Annotated in this window: 9 protein-coding genes and 8 pseudogenes; 12 read left to right on the plus strand and 5 right to left on the minus strand. The window is 71.8% G+C overall.

All coding sequences use genetic code 11. From position 1 onward, the window contains the following. Window positions 1-25 precede the first annotated feature (25 nt). The 4 genes and pseudogenes from H9L22_RS05255 to rpe all read left to right on the plus strand — a co-directional run. Window positions 26-1930, plus strand: a pseudogene (locus H9L22_RS05255) (primosomal protein N' family DNA-binding protein); the annotation flags it as partial. Then, window positions 1927-2840: pseudogene (gene fmt / locus H9L22_RS05260) on the plus strand (methionyl-tRNA formyltransferase). The pseudogenes H9L22_RS05255 and fmt, both read left to right, overlap by 4 nt. Next, window positions 2837-4150, plus strand: a complete 1314-nt coding sequence (locus H9L22_RS05265; RefSeq protein WP_187721878.1) for an RsmB/NOP family class I SAM-dependent RNA methyltransferase — start codon at window positions 2837-2839, stop codon at window positions 4148-4150. Before fmt ends, H9L22_RS05265 begins: the two are co-directional and overlap by 4 nt. Before the next feature lie 43 nt (window positions 4151-4193). Continuing rightward, window positions 4194-4846 (plus strand): annotated as a pseudogene (rpe, locus tag H9L22_RS05270) (ribulose-phosphate 3-epimerase). Window positions 4847-4853: 7 nt separating this feature from the next. Here the strand turns inward: rpe and H9L22_RS19570 are convergent. Together H9L22_RS19570 and H9L22_RS19575 are read right to left on the minus strand one after the other, a co-directional pair. Beyond that, the gene (locus H9L22_RS19570; protein WP_187721879.1) at window positions 4854-5324 is read right to left on the minus strand and encodes a PAC2 family protein; all 471 of its coding nucleotides are present in this window, start codon (window positions 5322-5324) and stop codon (window positions 4854-4856) included. Window positions 5325-5341: 17 nt separating this feature from the next. Further along, window positions 5342-5695, minus strand: a complete 354-nt coding sequence (locus H9L22_RS19575; protein WP_187721880.1) for a PAC2 family protein — start codon at window positions 5693-5695, stop codon at window positions 5342-5344. Between the two features lie 202 nt (window positions 5696-5897). Here H9L22_RS19575 and metH point away from each other — a divergent pair. The 4 genes and pseudogenes from metH to H9L22_RS05300 all read left to right on the plus strand — a co-directional run bounded on the left by metH (window position 5898) and on the right by H9L22_RS05300 (window position 12727). Continuing rightward, window positions 5898-9321: pseudogene (metH, locus tag H9L22_RS05285) on the plus strand (methionine synthase). Next, window positions 9311-9988, plus strand: coding sequence for an HAD family hydrolase (locus H9L22_RS20735; RefSeq protein ID WP_187721881.1), 678 nt, complete (start codon window positions 9311-9313; stop codon window positions 9986-9988). The pseudogene metH and the gene H9L22_RS20735 overlap by 11 nt, the downstream one beginning before the upstream one ends. Further along, a pseudogene (locus tag H9L22_RS20740) lies at window positions 9937-10932 on the plus strand (tRNA (adenine-N1)-methyltransferase); the annotation flags it as partial. The gene H9L22_RS20735 and the pseudogene H9L22_RS20740, both read left to right, overlap by 52 nt. A 127-nt stretch (window positions 10933-11059) precedes the next feature. Then, the gene (locus H9L22_RS05300) at window positions 11060-12727 is read left to right on the plus strand and encodes a ribulokinase (RefSeq protein WP_187721882.1); all 1668 of its coding nucleotides are present in this window, start codon (window positions 11060-11062) and stop codon (window positions 12725-12727) included. Between the two features lies 1 nt (window position 12728). Here H9L22_RS05300 and H9L22_RS05305 read toward each other — a convergent pair. Continuing rightward, a pseudogene (locus tag H9L22_RS05305) lies at window positions 12729-13090 on the minus strand (DUF3054 domain-containing protein). A gap of 64 nt (window positions 13091-13154) precedes the next feature. On the opposite strand from H9L22_RS05305, the gene prcB reads away from it, so the two are divergent. The 4 genes and pseudogenes from prcB (at window position 13155) to cmk (ending at window position 16326) form a co-directional block, all read left to right on the plus strand. Continuing rightward, window positions 13155-13949, plus strand: a complete 795-nt coding sequence (prcB, locus tag H9L22_RS05310; RefSeq protein ID WP_187721883.1) for a proteasome subunit beta — start codon at window positions 13155-13157, stop codon at window positions 13947-13949. A 2-nt stretch (window positions 13950-13951) separates the two neighbouring features. Further along, complete coding sequence (gene prcA, locus H9L22_RS05315) at window positions 13952-14599, plus strand: proteasome subunit alpha (protein ID WP_226966273.1); 648 nt, start codon at window positions 13952-13954, stop codon at window positions 14597-14599. Then, window positions 14592-15670 (plus strand): annotated as a pseudogene (locus tag H9L22_RS05320) (prephenate dehydrogenase). Before prcA ends, H9L22_RS05320 begins: the two are co-directional and overlap by 8 nt. After that, window positions 15667-16326, plus strand: a complete 660-nt coding sequence (gene cmk / locus H9L22_RS05325) for a (d)CMP kinase (RefSeq protein ID WP_187721885.1) — start codon at window positions 15667-15669, stop codon at window positions 16324-16326. The pseudogene H9L22_RS05320 and the gene cmk overlap by 4 nt, the downstream one beginning before the upstream one ends. 29 nt (window positions 16327-16355) lie before the next feature. Here cmk and H9L22_RS18590 read toward each other — a convergent pair whose 3' ends face one another. Both H9L22_RS18590 and H9L22_RS20350 read right to left on the minus strand, forming a co-directional pair. Then, window positions 16356-16532, minus strand: a complete 177-nt coding sequence (locus H9L22_RS18590) for a hypothetical protein (RefSeq protein ID WP_226966148.1) — start codon at window positions 16530-16532, stop codon at window positions 16356-16358. Between the two features lie 169 nt (window positions 16533-16701). Further along, window positions 16702-16911 (minus strand): annotated as a pseudogene (locus H9L22_RS20350) (maltokinase N-terminal cap-like domain-containing protein); the annotation flags it as partial. Between the last annotated feature and the right edge of the window lie 50 nt (window positions 16912-16961).

A 16961-nucleotide genomic window follows, 5' to 3' on the forward strand; every position in this document is an offset into this window, starting at 1 on the left:
GCCGCGGGTCGCCAGGGTCGCCGTCGACGTGCCGCTGGCACACCTCGACCGCCTCTTCGACTACGAGGTTCCCGCATCGGTGGCGGAGGACGTCGTCGTGGGCGCCCGCGTCAAGGTGCCGTTCGCCGGCACGACCAGGGACGGCTGGATCATCGAGCTGACCGACGCCTCTGACGTCGCGAAGCTGGCCAGGCTCGGCAAGCTCGTGTCCGCCGAACCCATCGCGGTGCCCGCCACGTACGGGCTGATCCGTGCGGTGGCCGACCACTACGCCGGCTGCTGGACCGACGTGGCACGGCTCGCGATCCCGCCCCGACACGCCACGACGGAGAAGGCCCCCCAGCGGGAGTGGCCGGCTCCGCACGAACTCGACGCGCCGACGGTGTTGCCGCAGTACCCGCACGGCACCGGCCTGCTCGAGGCCCTGGCCGAGGGCCGCAGCCCCCGGGCGCTGTGGGAGGCGGCCACTGCCTTCGACGGCCCGGGGGACCTCATCGGTGGTGTGCTGGAGGCGGCCGACGCGACGCTGCGGTCGGGGCGGTCGGTTGTCGTCGTCGTCCCCACTGCCCGCGAGCTCGCGGTGTTCCTGGCCCGGTTCCGGCAGTCGTTCGGCCACGGCGCCGTCGGAGTGCTCGCGCACGAGACGGGCAGGTCGGCGCGCTACCGGGCCTACCTCGCGGCGAGCCGCGGTGAGGCCCGCATCATCCTCGGCACCCGCAGCGCCGTGTTCGCCCCCGTGCATGACCTCGGGCTCGTCGTGGTGGTCGACGACGGACACGACGCCCACGCCGACCAGCGCGCACCACACCCGCACGCCAGGGCAGTGGCCGTGCTGCGGGCCGCCCGCGAGAACGCCGGCCTGCTGCTGGCCGGCAGCGCGCGCAGCACCGACGCGCAGGCGCTCCTGAGCCGCGGCTGGCTGGGCGAGCTCGCCCTCCCCCCTGTGCAGGCACGACAACTGTCCGCGCCGGTGCGTGCCGTCAGCGAGATCGACCGGCAGCGCGATCCGAGCTCGGCACGTCTGCGGATCCCGTCGGTCGCGTTCCGCTTCCTCGCTGAACACCTCGCCCGCGGCCCCGTCCTGGTCCAGGTCCCACGCACGGGCGACTCGGCGTCGCTCAGCTGCGCCCGCTGCTTCAACCGGGCGGTGTGCACGAAGTGCTCGGGGCCGATGCGGGCCCGCGTCAAGGGCGTGCCGGAGTGTTCGCTGTGCGGCTTCCGCCCCGCGCGGTGGACCTGCCCGCACTGCCACACCTCCGGGCTCCGGACCCCGCTGCCGGGCGCCTCACGGACCGCCGAGGAACTCGCCCGCGCCTTTCCGGGAGTGCTCGCCGTCAACAGTTCCGCCGACCGGATCCGCGACGACGCCCCCGACGAGCCGGCCATCGTCGTGGCCACACCGGGGGCCGAGCCGCGGGCGTCGTCCGGCTATTCCGGCGTCCTCATCCTGGACGCGCAGGTCAGCCTGGAACGGGCCAGCCTGCGCGCCGCGGAGGAGGCCGTCCGCCGCTGGGCCAACGCCGCCGCGCTGGTCAGGGGCCCCCGCGACGCAGGCTCCGTGATGATCGTCGGCGGCGAGACCCATCCGGCGGTTCAGGCATTCCAGCGGGCCGACATCGCCGGCTTCATCGCCCGGGAGCTGGCCGACCGGGCAGAGGCCGGACTGACCCCGGCCGTGAAGATGGCCCGTGTCGTCGGCGAGCCGGAGGCGTTGCGCGAGTTCCTCGACAACGACGACTGGGCCGGCATCGATATCCTCGGCCCGACCGAGGTGGGCCAGGAGCGCTGGGCCGCGCTGCTGCGCTGCCCCATCGACGGCGCCCGCGACCTGACCCGCCGGGTCAAGAGCGCCGCAGCCATCCGGTCGGCCCGCAAGGAGCGCGGGCTACTCAGCATTTCCGTCGACCCCGAATCCCTGGAGGACAGATGAGGCTCGTTTTCGCCGGCACCCCCGAGGTCGCCGTCCCGGCGCTGGAGGCGTTGGTCGCCTCCCGGCACGAGGTGGTCGCCGTCGTCACCCGTCCGGACGCGCCGGCGGGGCGGGGGAGGCGGCTCACGCCGTCGCCGGTCGCGGCCCGCGCCGAGGCCCTCGGGCTGGAGGTGCTGAAGCCCGACCATCCCCGCGATCCCGCGTTCCAGCAGCGACTGCGGGATCTTGCCCCCGATGCCTGTCCCGTCGTCGCGTACGGGGCGCTGCTGCCGCAGTCCGCGCTGGACATTCCCCGCCACGGCTGGGTGAACCTGCACTTCTCGCTCCTGCCGCGCTGGCGCGGCGCCGCCCCGGCGCAGCGCGCCATCATGGCCGGGGACCCGGTCACGGGGACCACCTGCTTCAGGATCGTCCGCGAACTCGACGCCGGCGACGTGTACCTCTCCGAGGAGACCGTCACCCCCGACGTGACAGCGGGGGAGCTTCTCGACCTGCTGGCGGTCAGCGGCGCCGACCAGTTGGTGCGGGCCATGGATCTGGTGGAGGCCGGAGCGGTGCCGGAACCGCAGTCCGACCAGGGCATCACCATCGCGCCGAAGATCACCGTCGCTGACGCCCGCCTCGACTTCCGCCGCACTGCCCGCGAGCTGCGCAACCAGATCATGGGCTGCTCACCCGATCCCGGCGCCTGGTGCGAGCTCGACGGGCAGCGGTTCAAGATCTTCCGCGTCGCGGTCGCAGGGCCGCAGGAGCTGGCCCCGGCGAGCTGCTGGCCACCAAGCGTGACGTCTTCGTCGGCACCGGTGACGGCGCGTCGCTGCATCTGCTCGAGGTACAGGCGCCGGGCAAGCGCAGGATGCCGGCGATCGACTGGGCCCGCTCCGGTGTCACGGGCCGGGTGCTGGCATGAATCCCCGCCGCGTCGCCTTCGACGTCCTGCGCCAGGTGACCGGTGAGGACGCCTACGCCAACCTGGCGCTGGCCAAGCGCCTCGCCACCGCCGGCCTCTCCGCACGTGACGCAGGCCTGGTCACCGAGCTCGTCGCAGGCACCTGCCGCGCCATGGGCAGCTACGACCGCATCATTGAGGCCGCCTCCGGCCGCGCCCTGGGAACCCTGCAACCCGCCGTCGTCGACCTTCTTCGGCTCGGCGCCCACCAGGCGCTCGGCATGGGCATGAAGCGCTACGCCGCGGTCGCCACGACCGTCGAGCTGGCCCGCTCCACCGTCGGTCAGCGCGTCACCGGCCTGGTCAACGCCGTGATGCGCAAGGTCGCCGCGCAGAGCCTGGAGGCCTGGCTCGACCAGCTCGCCGCCGGCGAGGACGAACTGGGAGCTGTCGCCGTGCGCGGCAGTCACCCACGCTGGATCGTCGAGGCCTACGCCGATGTGCTGCCCGCCGCGGAACTGCCCGCGGCGCTCGAGGCCAACAACCTCGCCCCGCGGCCCACGCTCGTGGTGCGGCCCGGCCTGGCGAAGGTCGCCGACCTGAGGGACGCCACGCCAACGCGTTTCTCCCCGTTCGGCGCCACCGCGGAGGGCGCGCCGAACGACCAGCCCGCCGTCCGCGACGGGCGCGCCGGGGTGCAGGACGAGGGTTCGCAGCTGGTCGCCTGGGCACTGTCGCGGGTCGACGCGCCCTCCGGCCCCTGGCTCGACCTGTGCGCCGGGCCCGGTGGCAAGGCTGCCCTGCTCACCGGGCTCGCCCGCGAGGCCGGCACCTGGCTCCTGGCCGGGGAGGCGCAGGAGCACAGGGCGCGGCTCGTGGCCGACGCGCTGTCGGTCTACCCCGACGGGTACCAGGTGATCACCGCCGACGGCACCCGGCCGGCCTGGGGCCAGGGGTTCGCCCGGGTGATGGCCGACGTCCCCTGCTCCGGCCTCGGAGCGCTCCGCCGTCGGCCCGACTCGCGCTGGCGCCGCGACCCGGACGCCGTGACGTCGCTCGGAGGGCTGCAGCGCGCCCTGCTGCGCACCGCCATCGCCTCGGCCGCCCCGGGCGGGGTCGTCGCCTACGTGACGTGCTCGCCGCACCGCGCGGAGACGACGGACATCGTCGACGCCGTCCTCGCCGAGACGCCGGCCGTGACGCGGCTGCGGGCGGCGGACTACCTGCCCGAGGTTCCCGACGCTGCGGTGGGCGACGACGTCCAGCTGTGGCCGCAGCGCCACGGCACCGACGCCATGTATCTGGCGCTGCTGCGCGTGGGTGGTGCCTGACCCGGCGGGCCTGTGGGGCGGAGGGTTGGATAGGGTGCGGGCTATGCGCATCACGCCGAGCATCCTGAACGCAGACTTCGCCAACCTCGCCGCCGAGATCGGCCGGATCCCCGGGCGGACGCCATCCACGTCGACGTGATGGACAACCACTTCGTCCCGAACCTCTCGCTCGGGCTCCCGGTGGTCGAGTCGATCCGGCGCAGCACCGACCAGTTCCTCGACATCCACCTGATGATCGCCGACCCCGACCGGTGGGCACCCGCGTATGCGGAGGCCGGCGCCGAGTCGGTCACGTTCCACGTCGAGGCCGCCGCAGCGCCCATCCGACTCGCGCGCGAGCTGCGCGCCAAGGGGGCGCGCGCCTCGATGGCGCTGAAGCCGGCAACGCCCATCGAGCCCTACGCAGACATGCTCGACGAGGTCGACATGGTGCTGCTCATGACTGTCGAGCCCGGCTTCGGCGGCCAGAAGTTCCTCGACCTGGTCCTGCCGAAGATCCGCCGGACCCGGGAACTGCTGGGGGACCGCCCGATCTGGCTCCAGGTCGACGGCGGCGTGAGCGTCGAGACCATCGGCCGGTGCGCCGAGGCGGGGGCCGACACGTTCGTCGCGGGATCTGCCGTCTACAGCGCCGACGACCCCGACGCGATGGTCGCCCAGCTGCGCGACATCGCCGTGGCGGCCTGCCGCCACTGAGCGGACGTCAGCGGCTGTCGTCGCCCGTCTGCCGGCGGAGGAACTTCTCCAACTCAGCGGCGATCGTGTCGCCCGTGGCGCCCTCGACCTGCTCCGCGTCGCGGGCCTCCTCGAGCTGCCCGATGTACTCGGCGATGTCGGGGTCCTGCCTGCTCAGCTGATCGACGGCGGAGCTCCACTTGACCGCCTCCTCCGGGATCTCCGCGTGGTCGAGCTGGACCCGGAGCAGCGTCTCCAGCTCCGTCAGGAGTGCGTCCTGCGCCTTCGGGTTCGGCGGCGACGACACGTAGTGTGGCACCGAGACCCACAGCGAGGCCGCCGGGATCCGCTCGTCCATCATCTGCTGGCTGGCGACGCCGATCATGCCGGTGGGACCGGTGTAGTCGTTGGGTTCCATCGCGTACCGGGCACCCACGGTCGGGTCGGTGGTGTAGACGCCGACGGGAAGCGGGCGGGAGTGCGGGGTGTCGCTCAGCATGGCGCCCAGGAAGACGACTAGCTCGGGGAGACGGCCCGCAGCCTGGCCACCAGTTCAGCAGAGAAGCTGCGCCACAGCATGTTGGGTTCGGGACCGACGACGGCGACGATGTCGCGCTCCGGGTGGTGGACCACGCGGAGCCGGACGGCCGGCCACTCTATCCACGGCCCGTCGGCCTCCCGCCGCAACATGGGACGCGTGTGCTGGAAGTCCCAGTACCTCTCGTCATCAATGCGGCCCAGATCCGTGCCGGGGTAGGCGGCGATCAGGTGCGTGATCAGGTCACTCGCCGCGTTTCCGGCGTCGTTCCACCCGGAGAAGGCGATGACGGCAGCAGGGCTCCTCAGATCGACGACGGGCGGAAAATCCATGGCCTCAGCCTACCCTCCCGGCCCCGCTGACCCCCGGCACGACGCCCGCGACGGCCACCAGACCACCGTCGTGTTCGCTGTCCGCTGACGGACGGGGGCCGGGCAGCATTCTGGCACGCGGGAGAACGCCGGTAGCCTGTGGGCCGTGCCGAACAGACTTGCTGAACACCTCAACCGCCGCGTCCTCGTTGCCGACGGGGCCATGGGGACCATGCTCCAAGCCGTCGGCGATCTGTCGCTGACGGACGACTTCCTCGACCTCGAGGGATGCAACGAAATCCTCAACGTCACCCGCCCCGACGTGGTCGCCGCGGTCCACCGCGCCTACTTCGAGGCAGGAGCCGACGCCGTCGAGACCAACACCTTCGGCACCAACCTCGCCGCGCTCGCCGAGTACGACATCGTCGACCGGCTCGAGGAACTGGCCGAGGCAGCCGCCCGGATCGCCCGCGGGGTGGCCGACGAGTTCTCGACGCCGGAGCGGCCCCGCTTCGTGCTCGGTTCCATCGGCCCCGGCACGAAGCTGCCGACGCTGGGTCACGTCACCTTCGCCGCCGTCCGTGACGCCTACCAGCGGCAGGTCGCGGCCATGATCCGCGGGGGATCGACGGCGTCCAGATCGAGACCTGCCAGGACCTGCTCCAGGCCAAGGCCGCCGTCATCGCCTCGAAGCGGGCTGCCGCCGAGGCAGGCGTCGAGCTGCCGATCCTGGTGAACGTCACGGTCGAGACGACCGGCACCATGCTGCTCGGCTCCGAGATCGGGGCGGCGCTGACCACGCTGGAGGCGCTGGGCGTCGACTGCATCGGCCTGAACTGCGCCACCGGCCCCGCCGAGATGGGCGAGCACCTGCGCCACCTGTCGCGCCGGGCCCGGATCGCGATCGGCGCGATGCCCAACGCTGGGCTTCCGGAGCTCACGGCCGACGGGGCCCGCTACCCGCTCGGCCCCGAGGGGCTCGCCGACGCGCTGGAGGGCTACGTCGACACGCTCGGCCTCGCCGTCATCGGCGGCTGCTGCGGCACGACGCCCGAACACATCCGGCTTCTGGCTGAGCGCTTCGGCGGCCGCGAGGTCGTCGACCGCACGCCCAGCGACGAGCGCTCCGCATCCAGCCTGTACGTCGAGGTGCCGTTCGCGCAGGACGCCAGCTACCTCAACATCGGCGAACGCACCAACGCGAACGGTTCGAAGGCCTTCCGCGAGGCGATGCTGGCCGAGAACTGGGACGAGTGCGTCGACATCGCCAAGGCCCAGGCGCGCGACGGCGCCCACGTCCTCGACCTGTGCATCGACTATGTGGGCCGCGACGGCGTGGCCGACATGGCCGAGCTCGCCTCCCGGCTCGCGACCGCCGTCACCCTGCCGGTGGTGCTCGACTCCACCGAGCCCCGGTGCTGGAGGCCGGCCTCGAGCGCCTCGCGGGGCGCTGCGTCATCAACTCGGTCAACTACGAGGACGGCGACGGGCCCGACAGCCGGTTCGGCCGCGTCATGCCACTGGTCAAGGAGCACGGCGCCGCCGTCGTGGCCCTCACCATCGACGAGGAGGGCCAGGCCCGCACCGCCGAGTGGAAGGTGCGGGTGGCCTCGCGCCTCATCGACGACCTGGTCGGGAACTGGGGGAGGGACGTCGGCGACATCCTCGTCGACTGCCTCACGTTCCCGATCGCCACCGGCCAGGAGGAGACCCGCCGCGACGGGCTCGAGACCATCGAGGCGATCCGCGAGCTGAAGCGCCGCTACCCGGGGGTCCGCACCACGCTGGGCGTCAGCAACGTGTCGTTCGGCCTGAACCCGGCCGCCCGGATCGTGCTGAACTCCGTGTTCCTGCACGAGTGCGTGGCCGCCGGCCTGGACTCCGCCATCGTGCACAGCGCCAAGATCCTGCCGATGGACCGGATCCCCGAGGAGCAGCGACAGGTCGCGCTCGACCTCGTCTACGACCGCCGCGACGGCGACTACGACCCGCTGACCCGCTTCCTGGAGCTGTTCGAGGGCGTCACGGCCGCCTCCGCGCGGGCCACCCGCGCAGCCGAGCTCGCCGCCCTCCCGCTGGGGGAGCGGCTGCAGCGCCGCATCATTGACGGTGAAGGCAAGGGCCTGGAGGCCGACCTCGACGAGGCGTTGCACTCCAAGCCGGCGCTCGGCATCATCAACGAGGACCTGCTGGCCGGCATGAAGATCGTCGGCGAGCTGTTCGGCTCCGGCCAGATGCAGCTGCCGTTCGTGCTGCAGTCGGCCGAGGTCATGAAGACCGCCGTCGCATACCTCGAGCCGCACATGGAGAAGTCGGAGTCGGACGCAGGCAAGGGCACGCTGGTCCTGGCCACCGTCCGCGGCGACGTCCACGACATCGGCAAGAACCTCGTCGACATCATCGTCAGCAACAACGGTTACACGGTCATCAACATCGGCATCAAGCAGCCGATCCAGGCCATCGTCGAGGCCGCGCAGACCAACGGGGCCGACGCGATCGGCATGTCCGGCCTGCTCGTGAAGTCGACGCTGGTGATGCGTGACAACCTGGCCGAACTCAACCGCCTCGGCCTTGCCGACCGGTACCCGGTGCTGCTGGGCGGCGCCGCCCTCACCCGCACGTTCGTCGAGCACGACCTCGGCGACATGTTCGACGGCGAGGTCCGCTACGCCAAGGACGCGTTCGAGGGACTGGCCCTGATGGACGCCGTCATGGCCGTCAAGCAGGGCGTGCCGGGCGCCGCACTGCCCGAGCCGCGGCGCCGCCGCATCGCGAAGACCTCGCTCATCGAGATCGCCGAGCCGCAGCTGGGGGTGCGCTCCTCCGTCGCCCGCGACGTGGACGTGCCGACCCCGCCGTTCTGGGGAAGCCGGGTCGTGAAGGGCATCCAGCTCGCCGACGTGAACGCCTGGCTCGACCACCGCGCCACGTTCGTGGGGCAGTGGGGACTCAAGACGCTGAGGGGCGGCCCCAGCTACGAGGAACTGCTGGAGACGGAGGCGCTGCCGCGGCTGCGGATGTGGCTCGACCGGATCAAGACGGAGAACCTCGCCAACTTCGGCGTCGTCTACGGCTACTACCCGGTCCACTCCGAGGGAGAGACGCTGATCCTCGGCGCACCCGACGACCCGGCCCGCGAGATCGCCCGGTTCACGTTCCCGCGCCAGCGCCGCGACGGAGGCCTCTGCCTCGCCGACTACTTCCGGGACCGGGAGGAGGCCGCCGAGAAGGGCCCCGACGTGCTCGCCATGCAGCTCGTCACCATGGGCTCGGAGGTCGCCCGCGCCACGCAGCGGCTGTTCGAGGCCAACGCCTACCGCGACTACCTGGAGCTGCACGGCCTGTCCGTGCAGCTGACGGAGGCGCTGGCGGAGCTGTGGCACTCCCGCATCCGCGAGGAGCTCGGCTTCCCGGCCCGCGACGCCGACATCGACCGGGCCATCCGCGACCAGGCCTACCGCGGCTCCCGCTACTCCTTCGGCTACCCCGCCTGCCCCGACCTGGAGGACCGCCGCACCCTGGTCGGCCTCCTCGATCCGTCCAGGATCGGCGTCGAACTCAGCGAGGAGCTCCAGCTCCACCCCGAGCAGTCCACCGACGCCATCGTCGTCCACCACCCGGAAGCGAAGTACTTCAATGCTGGTTGATCCCGCCGCCGTCCTCTGGGACTTCGACGGCACCCTCGTCGACAGCGAACCCGTCTGGGCGCAGATCGAGGCCGAGATGCTCGCCGGCTACGGCGTCGTCTGGGGCCCCGAGGAGATGCGCTCCAAGATCGGGCAGCACGCCGAGGTCACGACCGCGCAGATGGCCGAGGCAATCGGCCGCCCCGAGCTCCAGGCCGAGCTGCACCACGAACTGCACGAGCGTGTCGCCGACCGGCTCACCCGCGACGGCCTCCCGTGGCTGCCCGGGGCGCTCGAGCTGCTGGACGAGGTCACCGCTGCGGGCATCCGCAGCGTCGTCGTCACCGCCTCCGCCGGTCTCGTGATGGACGCCGCGGCGCGGCTGCTGCCCGAGGCCCTCGAGTTCGTGATCACCGCCGACGACGTGTCGAGGACGAAGCCCGACCCGGAATGCTACGAGCTGGCCATGGCCCGTCTCGGCGTGACGGCCGACGAGGTCATCATCCTCGAGGACTCGGTGCCCGGCACCGCGGCCGGCCTCGCCTCCGGCGCGTTCGTCTACGCCGTCCCGGCGCTGGCCATCCTCGAGCCCCATCCCCGGCTGCACGTCGCCCAGGGCGGACTGGCCGGCACGACCCTCGCCGAGCTCACCGGTCTCTGGCGTCAGTACAGGAAGGTTGCGGCGTGACGAATCTGTCCGGCGTGGTCAGGGGCCCGCTGCAGGCGGGCGAGCGTGTGACGCTCACCGACACGAAGGGGCGCCGCAAGTCGCTGCTGCTCCGCGAGGGCGGGGTGTGGCACACCACGAAGGGCGCGGTGAGCCACGACGACCTGATCGGCGGCCCCGAAGGGGTCACCGTCACCTCCGTCGGTGGCATGACCTACCTGGCCTTCCGGCCGCTCTTGAGCGAGTTCATGGTCTCGATGCCACGCGACGCCGCGGTCATCTACCCGAAGGACGCTGCCCAGATCCTCATGTGGACCGACATCTTCCCTGGCGCCCGCGTGCTGGAGGCGGGAGTCGGCTCCGGCGCCCTGTCGCTGGCGCTGCTGCGGGCCATCGGCCCGGACGGTTCGCTGCACTCGTACGAGCGACGCGAGCGGTTCGCCGACGTCGCCAGGAAGAACGTCGAGACGTTCCTCGACGGCCCGCACCCCGCGTGGACCTTGACCGTCGGCGACCTGGTCGAGGCCATCGAGCACGAGCCGATCGACCGGGTCATCCTCGACATGCTGGCCCCCTGGGAGTGCATCGACGCCGTGGGGGAGCGGCTCGTCGCCGGCGGAGTCATCTGCTGCTACGTGGCCACCGCGACGCAGCTCGGCCGCGTGGCTGACACGCTGCGGGCCCACGGCGGCTTCACGGAGCCGCACGCCACCGAAACCACCGTCCGCGACTGGCACGCGGAGGGTCTGGCGATCCGCCCCGGCCACGGCACCTCGGGCCACACCGGATTCCTGATCATCTCCAGGCGGCTGGCCCACGGCGTCAGCGCGCCCATTCGCAAGCGGAGGCCGTCGCCCGGAGCCTACGGGCCGGACTACCAGGGCCCCCGCCCGGCCAACATCCCCGCTGAGCTCGGTGGGGCCCCGGTGAAGCCGGCCGCCGCCGACGCCGCGGCCGACGACTAACTGCACATGTGAGCACCGGCCCGGCACCCCGCCGTCGGGCCGGTGAGACGCGCCATTAGGCTGCCGGGAGCACACACAGTTCGGTCCGGGACATCGCCGTCGGGCCGCGTCGATCCGAGGAGTAACAATGTCGTCCTACGTGTTGGGAATCGACTTCGGCAGCCTGTCCGGCAGGGCGGCCGTCGTCCGGGTCTCCGACGGTGCCGTCCTGGGGACTGCCGACACGCAGTACCGGCACCAGGTCATGGACCAGCGGCTCACCGCGGGCGACGGGCAGGCGCTGCCGCCGTCCTTCGCACTGCAGAACGGCCCCGACTACCTCGAGGTCCTCTGGGACGCCGTCCCGCGGGCGGTCGAGGCCTCCGGTGTCGACCCGGCCGACATCGTCGGCATCGGCCTTGACGTGACCGCCGCCACCGTCGTCGCCGCCAAGGCAGACGGCAGGCCGCTGAGCACCCTGCCCGAGTTCGCCGACCACCCGCACGCCTACGTCAAGATGTGGAAGCACCACGGGGCCCACGAGCAGGCCGACCGGATGGTGCGGCTCGCCCGGGAGCGGGGCGACGCCTGGCTCGACCGGTTCGGCGGCGTCATCTCCTCCGAGCTGATGGTCCCCAAGCTGCTGGAGACACTGGAGGAGGACCGCGCCGTCTACGACGCCACCGATGTCTTCGTCGACGCGTCCGACTGGCTGGTGTGGCAGCTGACGGGAACCCTCAGCTACGCGGCCGGGCTCGCCGGCTACAAGCGTCTCGTGGTCGACGGCCGGAACCTGCCCTCCGACTACCTCGCCGCCCTCAACCCGGACTTCGCCCGCGTGTTCGACGACAAGATGGTCGGCCCGATCATCCCCCTCGGCGGCAAGGCCGGCGAACTCCAGCCCGAGGTCGCCGCACACATGGGGCTGCCCGCAGGAATCGCGGTCGCCGCCGGCAACATCGACGCGCACGCGAACGCGCCGGCTGCCAAGGGCGTCGAGCCCGGGCAGCTCGTCGCAGGCATGGGCACCTCCACCGCAGCCGTGCTCTGCCACCCCGACCTCCGCGCCGTGCCCGGCGCCTTCGGCATCGTCGACGGCGGTGTCGTCGACGGCCTCTGGGGCTACGAGGTGGGCCAGACGTCCGTGGGCGACACGTTCGCCTGGTTCGTCGCCAACTGCGTGCCGCAGCGCTACTTCGACGAGGCCGCCGAGGCCGGCGTCTCCGTCCATCAGCTGCTGTCCGACCTGTCGGCCGGGCAGGCCGTGGGCGAGCACGGACTGCTGGCGCTGGACTGGAACGGCGGCACCCGCTCCGTCCTGATGGACCCGAACCTGTCGGGAATGATCCTCGGACTGACGCTGCAGACGCCTGCCGAGTCCATCTACCGCGCTCTGGTGGAGGCGACGGCCTTCGGCATGCGCCGCATCATCCAGGCGTTCCGCGACAGCGGCATCGAGGTGACCGAGTTCATCGCGACCGGTGGCCTGCTCAAGAACCGCGTGCTCATGCAGATCTACGCCGACGTCCTGAACATGGACATCTCGATCGCGACCAACGCGCAGAACGCGGCCCTCGGGTCGGCGATCTTCGCGGCCGTCGCGGCGGGGGAGTACCCGACGGTGGCTGCCGCCGCCGACGCCATGGGCGACAAGCGGGTCGCCGCGTACCGGCCGGACCCGGTCCGCGCTGCCGGCTACGACATCCTCTACGACAGGTATTCGGTGCTGCACGACTACTTCGGTCGGGGCACCAACGAGGTCATGCACGAGCTCAAGGCCCTGCAGCGCAGGGTCCTGCGGGAGGGCAGGGTCTGAATCAGGCCGCGGCGGCGGCGCGGCGGCGGTCGATCAGCCGGGCGATCAGCCGCCAGCCGAACAGGGTGGCGGCAAGGAACAGCGTCGCCACGACGATGAAGGCGACCGCGGCGGTGTCACCGGCTGCGACGCGCAAGGCCATTCCGCCGATCAGTGTCACGAGCCACACGATCACCCCTCGCGCCAGCCCCTGCCATCGTCGCCGAGCAGCGCCAGCACGATCCAGGCGACTGCGCAGGCGACCAGGAACGGCCACGCCGTCACGAACGTGCCCGCCACAGACTCGCCGTGGGACGCGCGACCGACCGCGGCGAAGACGATGACGGCGACGAAATCGATCAACAGGGGCAGCAGACGCGGCATGCCCACGAGTCTAGGGGGTCGGCGCGACGGGCAGCTCTCCGCCACGGGGCCCTAGGATGGCCCGGTGACCCAGTTGCCCCACGCCAGTCCCTCCTTCGCGGAGTACCTGCGGCAGGTAGCGCCCGAGACGCTGCCCACCGTCGGTTCCGGTCAGCTCTCCCTGCCCCACGGCACCACCGTGGTCGCCGCGCGGTATCGCGACGGCGTCGTGATGGCCGGTGACCGTCGGGCCACGATGGGCTCGGCGATCGCGATGCGCGACATCGAGAAGGTGTTCGGGGCCGACGACCACACCATCGTCGGCGTCGCAGGCGTGGCGGGGCTCGCCATCGAACTCGTGCGGCTGTTCCAGGTGGAACTCGAGCACTTCGAGAAGGTCGAGGGCACGTCGCTGAGCTTCGACGGCAAGGCGAACCGGCTCGGCAGCCTGATCCGCGGCAACCTGTCGCAGGCGATGCAGGGCATGGCGGTGCTGCCGTTGTTCATCGGCTGGGACGACGACGCCGCCCGCGGCCGCATGTTCTCCTACGACGCGACCGGCGGCCGCTACGAGGAGTACGAGTTCTGCTCCATCGGATCCGGCTCCGCGTTCGCCCGCGGCGCGCTGAAGAAGCTGCACGACCCCGAGGCGGACGAGCGCAGCGCCGTCGCCGCCCTGCTGCAGTCGCTGTACGACGCCGCCGACGACGACTCCGCCACCTCCGGCCTCGATCTGACGCGGGGGATCTTCCCGCTCGTCATGCGTGCCTCCGCCGAGGGCGTGGCCCGCTGGTCCGAGGAGGGCGTGCGCGAGTTGGCCGAGACCATCGTGTCCGCCCGCGTCGGCCGTCCCGACGGCCCGAGGGGGTACGCGCTGTGAGCATGAACTTCTACGTCGCGCCGGAACAGCTGATGCAGGACCGGGCCGAGTTCGCCAGGAAGGGCATCGCGCGCGGCCGGGCGGTCGCCGTCGTCCGCTACGCCGACGGCATCGCCATGGTCGCCGACAACCCCTCCACGACGCTGAACAAGGTCGCAGAGATCTATGACCGGATCGGCTTCGCCGCCGTCGGCCGCTACAACGAGTTCGAGGCGCTGCGCATCGCGGGCATCCGCCATGCAGACCTGCGCGGCTATTCGTATGACCGCCGCGACGTGACGGGACGCAGCCTCGCCGGCGCCTACTCGCAGCAGCTGGGTGGCGCCTTCGCCGGGGCGGAGAAGCCGTTCGAGGTGGAGCTGATCGTGGCCGAGGTGGGAGCCACCGCCGACCGCGACGTGCTCTACCGGATCAGCTACGACGGGGTGATCTCCGAGGAGGACGACCTCGCTGTGATCGGGGGCAACGCGGAGCCCATCGCGGCCAGACTGCGCGACGGTTTCGACGCCGCCGCACCGCTGGACGTCGTCATCGATCGGGCCGCAGCGGCGCTGGGCGCCGCGACCCTCGAGGTCGCCGTCCTCGAGCGCTCCACCGGCCGCCGCCGCACGTTCCGCCGTCTCTCCCGCGGGGAGGCGGCGCGTGGCTGAGCGCAGGGTCCTCGTCCTGGGCGCCGGGCTGGTCGGCAGCTCGATCGGGCTGGCGCTGACCAGGGCCGGCTACGAGGTGATGCTCTGGGACATCGCCAGTTCGCACGCCGTCGTCGCCGCCGGGCTGGGCGCCGGTCGGGTGTCCGACGAGGCGACCGATGACCCGGACATCGTCGTCGTCGCCACCCCACCGGATGTGATCCCGTCGCTGGTGGCCGAGGTGCTCGCCAAGTTCCCGGACGCCGTCATCACGGATGTCGGCTCCGTCAAGGCACCGATCCTGGAGGCGGTGGCGAGCCTCGCCCCGAACACCGCCGCTATGTGGGCTCGCATCCGATGGCGGGCTCCCAGTTCACCGGACCGCTGACCGCCTCGGGCGACCTGTTCAAGGACCGGACCTGGGTCGTCACCCCGCAGCACGACAACTCGCCGGCCGACGTCGCCGTCATCGAGCAGTTGGCCCGCGACGTGGGCGCCCACGTGATCACCATGCCCGCCGACGAACACGACGAGGCCGTCGCGCAGGTCAGCCACGTGCCCCACCTGATGAGCATCCTCACCGCCAGCCATCTGCGGGAGGTGCCGCCGGAGAACCTGCGGCTGGCGGGGCAGGGGATCCGCGACGTCACCCGCATCGCCGGTTCGGACCCGGGACTGTGGCGGCAGATCCTCACGTCGAACGCCGACGCCGTCCGCCATGAACTGCTGGAGGTCGCACAGGATCTCGCCCACCTCATCGACGTGCTGAACTCGCCCGCCGAGCTGGAACGATTCCTGGCGATGGGGCAGGCAGGGGCGCACGCGCTGGTCGGCAAGCACGGCCAGACGCCGCTCCACATGCGTCAGGTCACCGTCGAGATCCCCGACGAGCCGCGTGCGCTCGCCCGGCTGTTCACCGATCTCGGTGACGCCGGCGTCAACATCGAGGACTTCGAGCTCACCCACGATCCGGTTCGTGAGGTCGGCTACCTGTCGATCTCCGTCGAGGTGGAGGTGGCGGAGAAGTTGCGGGCCAGGATCGTCGAGGGCGGCTGGCATGCGTGGTCGAGCAAGGAAAGAGGAGATCGATGAGCGAGTCGCTGCTGGTGGCGATCGACGGCCCGAGCGGGTCCGGCAAGTCAACGACGGCGAAGCTACTCGCCAGGCGGCTCGGGCTCGGGTATCTCGACACCGGCGCCATGTACCGGGCTGCGACCACGGAGTATCTGCGCCGCCACCCGGACGGTGCCTCCGCCGGGGAGATCGCCGCACTGGTCTCCGCGGCCGACATCGTCTGCGAAACCTCCCCTGAGGCCCCGGCCTTCTCCATCAACGGCAGGGATGTCACCGACGAGATCCGCGAGCCGCGGATCTCCGCGGCGGTCTCGGAGGTGGCGACGAACCTCGAGGTCCGTCGGTTGCTGACCGGGCTCATGCGTGGGGTGATCGACGCGCACGGTCGTCGGATCGTCGTGGAGGGGCGCGACATCACCACGGTCGTCGCGCCTGACGCCGACGTCCGCGTGCTGCTGGTGGCCGACCCGGCGGCCCGGGTCGCCCGCCGCGCGGCCGAAGTGGGGGACAGGGCCACGGCCTCCGAGGTCACCGACCAGGTCCTGCGCCGGGACAAGGACGACTCGACGGTGTCGAACTTCACCGACGCCGCCGAGGGGGTGGTCGTCATCGACTCGACGTTCCTGACCCCGGACGAGGTCGTCGACCGCATCGTCGCGCTCGCCGGGGCCTAGGGGTCTCCGGCCCGGCCTCCGGGGGGCTTTCAGGCGCCGATCGCGACGACGGCGCTGTGGTCGCCTGCCCACTCGGCCACCAGCGTCGGCACGGCGTGCCCGAGGTCGGCGTCCAGGTTGAGCCGGCGCAGGATGCCCAGGTCGCCCGGCTCGACGGCGCCGGGGTTCTCGACGTGGACGACGATCGGCGGTGTCCTGACCTCCACCAGGTTCTCGTCGGCGTCGTAGACCTCCAGAACCGCCTGCTCCTGCTCCCGGAGAGGGCACGGAGGTAGCAGCCGACGGCCACGGGATCGCCGCTCGCTCCGTAGACCCAGCGCTGGCCCAGCACCGAGTGCTGCATGGTGGTGATGAGGTGGGCGGAGCCGACCTCGAGGGGGCGTCACGGTATGTGACCGGCAGCTGGAAGTACTCGTCGCCCCGGCGGGCGATCAGCCCCTCCACGCCGACCCTGCCCTCGGGGTCGTCGAAGCGGTACCCGCCGATGAGCGTGACGGGGCCGGTGCCGAAGCCCACGTCGTCGAGCCATTCGGTGACGAACTCGAGCTTCGTGGGGGAGAGGGTCGCCTGGTGCAGAATCGCCATGGCCGCATCCTAGGGTCGGGCGCACGCCGCAGGTGCGGCTTGCGGCAAGC

Origin of the sequence: Tessaracoccus defluvii (genome assembly GCF_014489575.1) — a bacterium.
Lineage (GTDB): Bacteria > Actinomycetota > Actinomycetes > Propionibacteriales > Propionibacteriaceae > Arachnia > Arachnia defluvii.

Coding starts and splice junctions, on each gene's coding strand:
- H9L22_RS05300 (WP_187721882.1), top strand. CDS start 11,060: ATGTCGTCCTACGTGTTGGGAATCGACTTCGGCAGCCTGTCCGGCAGG.
- H9L22_RS20735 (WP_187721881.1), top strand. CDS start 9,311: ATGCTGGTTGATCCCGCCGCCGTCCTCTGGGACTTCGACGGCACCCTC.
- prcA (WP_226966273.1), top strand. CDS start 13,952: ATGAACTTCTACGTCGCGCCGGAACAGCTGATGCAGGACCGGGCCGAG.
- H9L22_RS19575 (WP_187721880.1), bottom strand. CDS start 5,695: ATGGATTTTCCGCCCGTCGTCGATCTGAGGAGCCCTGCTGCCGTCATC.
- H9L22_RS05265 (WP_187721878.1), top strand. CDS start 2,837: ATGAATCCCCGCCGCGTCGCCTTCGACGTCCTGCGCCAGGTGACCGGT.
- H9L22_RS19570 (WP_187721879.1), bottom strand. CDS start 5,324: ATGCTGAGCGACACCCCGCACTCCCGCCCGCTTCCCGTCGGCGTCTAC.
- cmk (WP_187721885.1), top strand. CDS start 15,667: ATGAGCGAGTCGCTGCTGGTGGCGATCGACGGCCCGAGCGGGTCCGGC.